At 72.8% G+C, this 7,165-nt stretch carries 5 protein-coding genes; 1 reads left to right on the forward strand and 4 read right to left on the reverse strand.

What is annotated here, in order from left to right; genetic code table 11:
- Window positions 1-331 precede the first annotated feature (331 nt).
- Window positions 332-2,842 carry a CDP-glycerol glycerophosphotransferase family protein gene (locus tag ACFQ87_RS29580; RefSeq protein WP_380613903.1) on the forward strand — a complete coding sequence of 837 codons (2,511 nt, stop codon included), beginning with the start codon at window positions 332-334 and terminating at the stop codon, window positions 2,840-2,842.
- 63 nt (window positions 2,843-2,905) lie between these two features.
- Here ACFQ87_RS29580 and ACFQ87_RS29585 read toward each other — a convergent pair whose 3' ends face one another.
- The 4 genes from ACFQ87_RS29585 to ACFQ87_RS29600 all read right to left on the reverse strand — a co-directional run bounded on the left by ACFQ87_RS29585 (window position 2,906) and on the right by ACFQ87_RS29600 (window position 6,963).
- Entirely contained in the window at window positions 2,906-3,394 is a 489-nt protein-coding gene (locus ACFQ87_RS29585; RefSeq protein ID WP_380613904.1) for a 2'-5' RNA ligase family protein, read from the reverse strand.
- A 62-nt stretch (window positions 3,395-3,456) separates the two neighbouring features.
- Window positions 3,457-4,452: a tryptophan--tRNA ligase gene (gene trpS / locus ACFQ87_RS29590; protein WP_380613942.1), complete on the reverse strand. Its 996-nt coding sequence runs from the start codon at window positions 4,450-4,452 to the stop codon at window positions 3,457-3,459.
- Window positions 4,453-4,527: 75 nt separating this feature from the next.
- The gene (locus ACFQ87_RS29595) at window positions 4,528-5,853 is read right to left on the reverse strand and encodes a hemolysin family protein (RefSeq protein ID WP_380613905.1); all 1,326 of its coding nucleotides are present in this window, start codon (window positions 5,851-5,853) and stop codon (window positions 4,528-4,530) included.
- A 117-nt stretch (window positions 5,854-5,970) separates the two neighbouring features.
- Window positions 5,971-6,963 (reverse strand): malate dehydrogenase, encoded by a 993-nt coding sequence (locus ACFQ87_RS29600; RefSeq protein ID WP_380613906.1) that lies wholly within the window; start codon window positions 6,961-6,963, stop codon window positions 5,971-5,973.
- Window positions 6,964-7,165: the final 202 nt, after the last annotated feature.

Consider the following 7,165-nt stretch of genomic DNA (forward strand, 5'->3'; position numbering starts at 1 on the left):
GAGGGAAGGGCCGCTGCTGGGGGGGGAGAGGGGATGTCCAAAAGGGAGGAGCGACCCCCCCCCCCTGCGGGGGCGCCCGACGCGATCCGCGTCGGGCGCCTCGCTTTTTCCTGGGAATCACCTGGGGGAATTCCCCCGATTCACCCGCGGCATGGTCGAACTCATGTTTCACTAACGAATTCCTGAGGAATTTTCGACGAACAAGACGGTAGACCTCGGGTGACATTCCGGCCTGGATGTCGATTCGGCCCCGGACCTTTCGTTATCGGTTCGGCGTTCGTCCCGGTCCACCGCCACGGCCGGGATCCCGTCCCCGGAAGGGCCTCCCGTCATGCCCGTGCTCACCCGGCTCGTCCTGCCGCACGCCGCCCGCGGGGTGCCCGCCGACCGGCCCGCCGTCGACGAGGACGCGGCCTTCGGCCTGCTGCGCGCCGGCTGGCACGGCCGCGGCCTGGAGCTCACCGGCTTCGCCCGCCCGTTGAACCTGGACACCGGCCGCCCCGGCTCGGCCTGGACCTGGCTGACCCTGCGCCACCAGGACGAAGCCCGGCCGCCCGTCCACCTGCGCTCCCGACCCCGCAGGATTCCCGAGGTCACCGACGACAGCGCCCAGCCCGAGTACAACCACGACTGGTCCGGCTTCACCGCCCTCATCGAGCCGCGCCGACTACGCCCCGACGGCCACTGGCTGGTCGGCGACTGGCAGATCGAGGCCACCCTCTTCACCCGCCCCCGCCCCACCCGGCTGCGGCGCCAGTACGGCGCCCTCGCCCCCCACTGGTGCGGCTCCGGCGAATACCCGCCGGCCCGCTGGGTGGACCGCGACGTCCGCCTCCAGCCCTTCTTCGAGGACGACCGGCTGCACCTGCGGCTGGAGCGCCCGGGCGTCCGGATCGACCGCGCCACCCCCACCGCCGACGGCGTCGCACTGGGCGGCACCGCCGACCGCTGCCCCTCCGGCACCGTACTGCGGCTGCGCCACCGGCAGAGCGACGCGGTGCTCGAACAGCCGCTCGCCCGCACCGGCAACACCTTCACCGTCGACCTTCCGTACCGCCCGCTCACCGCCGACGGGCGCGGCCGCGGCCGGCTGGAGCACTGGGACGCCGAACTGCTGCGCCCCGACGGCGCCGCCGTGCAGCTCTGCCTGGACGAGCGCGGCGGCCCGGTGGCAGGCCAGTACCCGCTGCCGGACGCCCCGGACCGGGTGCTCTACCTCAAGCACCTCGCCGACGGCCGGCTCCAGGTCTGCGTCCAGCCGGCGGCCGGCCTGGTCGACCGGATCACCGTCCACTTCGGCGGCTTCGAGCTGGCCGGCCACTGCCCGGACCCGGCCGCCGACCGGCTGGAGCTGGTGCTGCGGCACACCGGCACCGCGGGCGAGGTCCGCACCCGGGTCGAGCCCGAGCCGGGCGGCCGCTTCCGGGTGCGGGTGCCCGCCACCCGCACCGGCGCGGACGGCGCCGTGCTGCCGCTGCGCAAGGGTGTCTGGGAGGCCGCGCTGGAGCCGGCCGACCGCTCCGGCCCGGCCCGCCCGCTGCTCGCCGCCCCCGGCGCGCTGCCCGCGCTGCCCGCCGTCGCCGCGGTCGGCGGCAAGCAGGTGCTGCTGCAGCGCCGCTGGCACGACACCCTGCTGGTGGACTCCACCCCGGTGCTCGACGCCGCCGAGCGCAGCGCCTGGACGCAAGCCCGGCTGCGCACCGAGCACTACCCCGCCGCCCGCCGCGAGCCGCTGCGCGAGGCGGTGCTGTACGACGTGTTCGGCGGCCGCGGCTACGCCGACTCCCCGCGCGCCGTACACGCCGAACTCGCCCGCCGCGGCGCGCCGCTGGAGCACCTGTGGGTGGTCGACGACGCCCAGGCCGAGCTGCCGCCCGGGGTCCGGCCGGTGCGCGTCTGGAGCCCGGAGTGGTACCGCGCGCTGGCCACCTGCCGGTACCTGGTCGGCAACACCCACTTCCCGGACTTCCTGGAGCGCCGCGAGGGCCAGGTCGTGGTGCAGACCTGGCACGGCTCGCTGCTGAAGCGGATCGCCCACGACGTCGACAACCCCTGGCTGGCCGACCACGGCTACCTGGAGGCGCTCGACCGGGAGACCCCCCAGTGGAGCCTGCTGCTCTCCCCCAGCCCGTTCGCCACCCCGATCCTGCGGCGCGCCTTCCGCTACGACGGCGAACTGCTGGAGTCCGGCTACCCGCGCGGCGACGTGCTGGCCCGGGCCGACCCACGCACCGCCGCGGCCGTGCGCCGCCGGCTCGGCGTGCCGGAGGGCAAGCGGATCGTGCTGTACGCGCCGACCTGGCGCGAGGACCAGCGGCGCGGCGACGGCGAGGGCTTCCGGCTCGACCTGCGGCTGGAGCTCGACCGCGCCCGCCGGCTGCTCGGCGAGGACCACGTACTGCTGGTCCGCCCGCACTCGCACGTGCGCGACCCGCTGCCGGGCTCCGGCGACGGCTTCCTGTACGACTGCGGGGACTACCCCGACCCGCAGGAACTGCTGCTGGTCGCGGACGTCCTGGTGACCGACTACTCGTCGATCATGTTCGACTTCGCGATCACCGGCCGCCCGATGTACTTCTTCGCCTACGACCTGGAGCACTACCGCGACACCCTGCGCGGCTTCTACTTCGACTTCGAGCCGAAGGCCCCCGGCCCGCTGGTGCCGACCTCGGCCGAACTGCTCGGCGCGCTGCGCGAACTCGCCGACAGCGGCGCCGACCTGCCGCCCGGGTACGCCGGGCGCTACCGGCGATTCCGGGCCGAGCACTGCGCGCTGGACGACGGCGGCGCGTCCTGCCGGGTGGTCGACCGGATGCTCGAACTCGGCGGTAGCGCACGCTAGTTGCCGCCAGCGGGCCGGTTCAACCGGTTCAATCTGTTCAACCGGCTCAACCGGTCCGCCGGTTCAGGCGAAGGAGTAGCCCCGCCAGGGCCGCCAGACCTCGTCCGCGTCGAAGCGGGAGAGCGAGAAGCCCGGGACCGTGAAGGACGCCCGGAAGCCGCGCGCCTGCTCGAACGCCTGGTCCAGCACGTCGTCCGGCAGTCCGTGCGCGACCGTCACGTGCGGGTGGTACGGGAAGGCCAGCTCACGGGCCAGCGGGCCGGAGCGGACGTCCGCCTCCAGCAGCCGGCACTCCTGCGCGCCCTCCTCGACCCGGACGAAGACCACCGGGGAGACCGGGCGGAAGGTGCCGCCGCCGCGCAGCAGCATCCGGAACGGCCGGTGCGCGGCCGCCACCGCCGCGAGGTGCTCCTCGATCTTCGGCAGCACCTCGGCCGGCACCTCGGTCGGCGGCAGCAGGGTGACGTGCGTCGGTATCGAGCGGGCCTGCGGGTCGCCGTGCCCGGCCCGGGCGTCCTGGATCCGCGTCCCGTACGGGTCCGGGACGCTCACGGACACGCCGATGGTGACGGCCTCCGGGAGGTCGCCACCACCGGGCAGACGGGTTAGGGGAGTCACCGCTTGGCGGCCGGGAGGAAGCCGATCCGGTCGTACACCGTCGCCAGCGTCTCGGAGGCCACCTCACGGGCCTTCTCGGCACCGATCGCCAGCACCCGGTCCAGCTCGGCCGGGTCGTCCAGGAAGGTGCTGGTGCGCTCCTGGAAGGGGGTCACCCACTCGGTGAACAGCTCGGCCAGCTCGGTCTTCAGGGCGCCGTACATCTTGCCCTCGAAGTGCGCGACCAGCTGCTCGACCGACTGGCCGCTGAGCGCGGAGTGGATCCGCAGCAGGTTGGAGACGCCCGGCTTGGCCTCCTCGTCGTAGGAGACCACGGTGCCGGTGTCGGTCACGGCGCTCTTGAACTTCTTGGCGCTGGCCTTGGCCTCGTCCAGCAGGCTGACCAGGCCCTTGGGCGAGGAGGCCGACTTGCTCATCTTGACGGCCGGGTCCTGCAGGTCCTGGATCTTCGCCGTCTCCTTGAGGATGTACGGCTTCGGGATCGTGAAGGTCGGGGAGTAGCGCGAGTTGAAGCGCTCCGCGATGTCGCGGGTGATCTCCACGTGCTGGCGCTGGTCCTCGCCGACCGGGACGGCGTCCGCCTGGTAGAGCAGGATGTCCGCGATCTGCAGGATCGGGTAGGTGAACAGGCCGACGGTGGTGCTGTCGGCGCCGTACCGGGAGGACTTGTCCTTGAACTGGGTCATCCGGGAGGCCTCGCCGAAGCCGGTGAGGCAGTTCATCACCCAGGCGAGCTGCGCGTGCTCGGGTACGTGCGACTGGACGAACAGGGTGCAGTGCTCCGGGTCCAGGCCGGCGCCGAGCAGCTGGGCGGCGGAGATCCGGGTGTTCTGGCGCAGGGTCACCGGGTCCTGCGGGACGGTGATCGCGTGCAGGTCGACGACCATGTAGAAGGCGTCGTTGTCCTTCTGCAGGTCGACCCACTGGCGCACCGCGCCCAGGTAGTTGCCGAGGTGGAACGAGCCGGAGGTGGGCTGGATGCCGGAGAGCACCCGGGGACGGTCCTTGACCGGACCAGTGACCGCTGCGTTGACCATGCGGTCCATTGTTCCAGTTCCACCGGTCGCTCAGGAAACCTCCGCCCCCGGAGGTTCGACCGGTGTGACGGCACTCACCCTCACCCGGGCGATCCGCCGGCCCTCCACCTTGGCCACCGTCAGCAGCACCGCTCCCCCGCCGTCGAGCGGGACGCGGGCCTGGTCGCCGTCCCTGGGCAGCCGGCCGAGCGAGGCGACCAGGCAGCCGGCCACCGTCTCGTACGGGCCCTCGGGCAGGGTGACGCCGGTCTCCTCCGCGAAGTCGCCGAGGTTGAGCAGGCCGTCCAGCTCCATACCGCCGCCGGCCAGCCGACGGGTGGTGGCGGTCTCCGGCCGGTCGTACTCGTCCCGGATCTCGCCGATCACCTCCTCGACCAGGTCCTCCAGGGTGACGATCCCGGCGGTGCCGCCGTACTCGTCCACCACGATGGCCAGGTGGTGGCCCTCCCGGCGCATCTCGCCCATCGCCTCCAGCACCCGCTTGGTACCGGGCAACAGTTTGACCGGGCGCGCCAGGTCGCGGACCTTGACGGCCTGCTCGCCGCGGGCGCCGTACAGGTCGCGGACGTGGACGAAGCCGACCACGGCGTCGGCGCTGCCCTCGACCACCGGGTAGCGCGAGTGCGGCGAGGTCTCGGCCTGGTGCCGTACGGCGGCCAGCGGGCGCTCGGCGTCCAGGAAGGTCACCTCGGTGCGCGGGACCATCACCTCGCGCAGCTGGCGCTCCCCGGCGGCGAACACGTCCGCGATCAACGCCCGTTCGTCGCTGCCCAGTTCGGTGTTGGCCGCGACCAGGCCGCGCAGCTCCTCGGAGCTCATCGAGCCGCGCCCGGCGGTCGGGTCGCCGCCGAGCAGCCGGACCATCAGGTTGGTGGAGTGGCCGAGCAGCCAGATCACCGGGCGCAGCGCCACCGACATCACGTCCACCACGGGGGCGGCGACCACCGCGATGGACTCGGCGCGCTGCAGGCCGATCCGCTTGGGGGTGAGCTCGCCGAGCACCAGCGACACGTAGCTGATCACCAGGGTGAGGCCGACCAGGGCGACCGCGTCGGACATCCCCTCGGACAGGCCCGCCCGGACGAACAGCGGGGCGACCTTGCCGGCCAGCGTGTCCGCGCCGAAGGCGGCGGACAGGAAGCCCATGCAGGTCACGCCGACCTGGACGGCGGCCAGGAAGCGGTTGGGGTCGGCGGCCAGGTGCGCGGCCCGGGCCGAGCGCCGGGTGCCGTGCGCCGCCAACGTCCGGATCTGGCCCTCGCGCAGCGAGATCAGCGAGATCTCGGCGACGTTGAACAGCCCGCCCAGGAGGATGAAGACGAGGACGAGCGCGGCGTCCCCGAAGGTTTCGTTCACAGCGGGCCAGTGTAGGTGGCCGAGGTGTCCCGGGCCCTGAGCCCGGACACGGCGGCGGCCCGCCGCCTCCCGGTCTCGGAAGGGGCGGGCCGCCGGAACAGGCCGTACGGGCCGGGCTCAGATGAGGCCCAGCTCCTGGACCGCGTCGCGCTCCTCGGTCAGCTCGTTGACCGAGGCGTCGATGCGGGCGCGGGAGAAGTCGGAGATCTCCAGGCCCTGGACGATCTCGAACTTGCCGTCCTTGGTGGTGACCGGGAAGGAGGAGATCAGACCGGCCGGGACGCCGTAGGAGCCGTCGGAGACGACACCCATGGAGGTCCAGTCGCCCTCGGCGGTGCCGTTGACCCAGGTGTACACGTGGTCGATGGCGGCGTTGGCGGCCGAGGCGGCCGAGGAGGCGCCGCGGGCCTCGATGATGGCGGCGCCGCGCTTGGCGACGGTCGGGATGAAGTCGTTCTCCAGCCAGGCCTGGTCGCTGCCGGCGGCCTCGAAGGCCGGCTTGCCGGCGACCTCGGCCTGGAAGATGTCCGGGTACTGGGTCGCGGAGTGGTTGCCCCAGATGGTGACGCGCTTGATGTCGGAGACCAGGGCGCCGGTCTTGGCGGACAGCTGGCCGACCGCGCGGTTGTGGTCCAGGCGGGTCATCGCGGTGAAGCGCTCGGCCGGGACGTCCGGGGCGTTGCGCTGGGCGATCAGGGCGTTGGTGTTGGCCGGGTTGCCGACGACCAGGACCTTGATGTCGTCCGCGGCGTGGTCGTTGATGGCCTTGCCCTGCGGGCCGAAGATGCCGCCGTTGGCCTGCAGCAGGTCGCCGCGCTCCATGCCGGCGGTGCGCGGACGGGCGCCGACCAGCAGCGCGACGTTGGCGCCGTCGAAGGCCTCGTTCGGGTTGTCGGTGATGGTGATGTCGCGCAGCAGCGGGAAGGCGCAGTCGACGAGCTCCATGGCGGTGCCCTCGGCGGCCTTGAGGCCCTGCGGGATCTCCAGGAGGCGCAGGTTCACCGGCACGTCGGCGCCGAGCAGGTGGCCCGAGGCGATGCGGAAGAGCAGCGCGTAGCCGATCTGGCCGGCCGCTCCGGTGATGGTGACGTTGACGGGGGTGCGGGTCATTTCTACCTTCTCCAGCAAATCGCCAGGTGCCCCAGGCACACCGGCGCACTGGAGCCGAGGATGATCTCTCGACATCGAGAGACCGGCGTCAGGTTATCGCAAAGGGAAGCGTACGCCGCGTGTGCGGGCGTGGCTGATGCGTCACAACGGGCGCCGCTGATCCGGCCCGGACGCGCCGTGGCCCCGTCCGGGATTCCCGGAC

It is taken from the genome of Kitasatospora sp. NPDC056531 (genome assembly GCF_042794375.1).
GTDB lineage: Bacteria > Actinomycetota > Actinomycetes > Streptomycetales > Streptomycetaceae > Kitasatospora.

Excerpts from the sequence above, each read along its gene's own strand:
- ACFQ87_RS29600 (WP_380613906.1), bottom strand. The coding sequence starts at position 6,963 with ATGACCCGCACCCCCGTCAACGTCACCATCACCGGAGCGGCCGGCCAG.
- ACFQ87_RS29580 (WP_380613903.1), top strand. The coding sequence starts at position 332 with ATGCCCGTGCTCACCCGGCTCGTCCTGCCGCACGCCGCCCGCGGGGTG.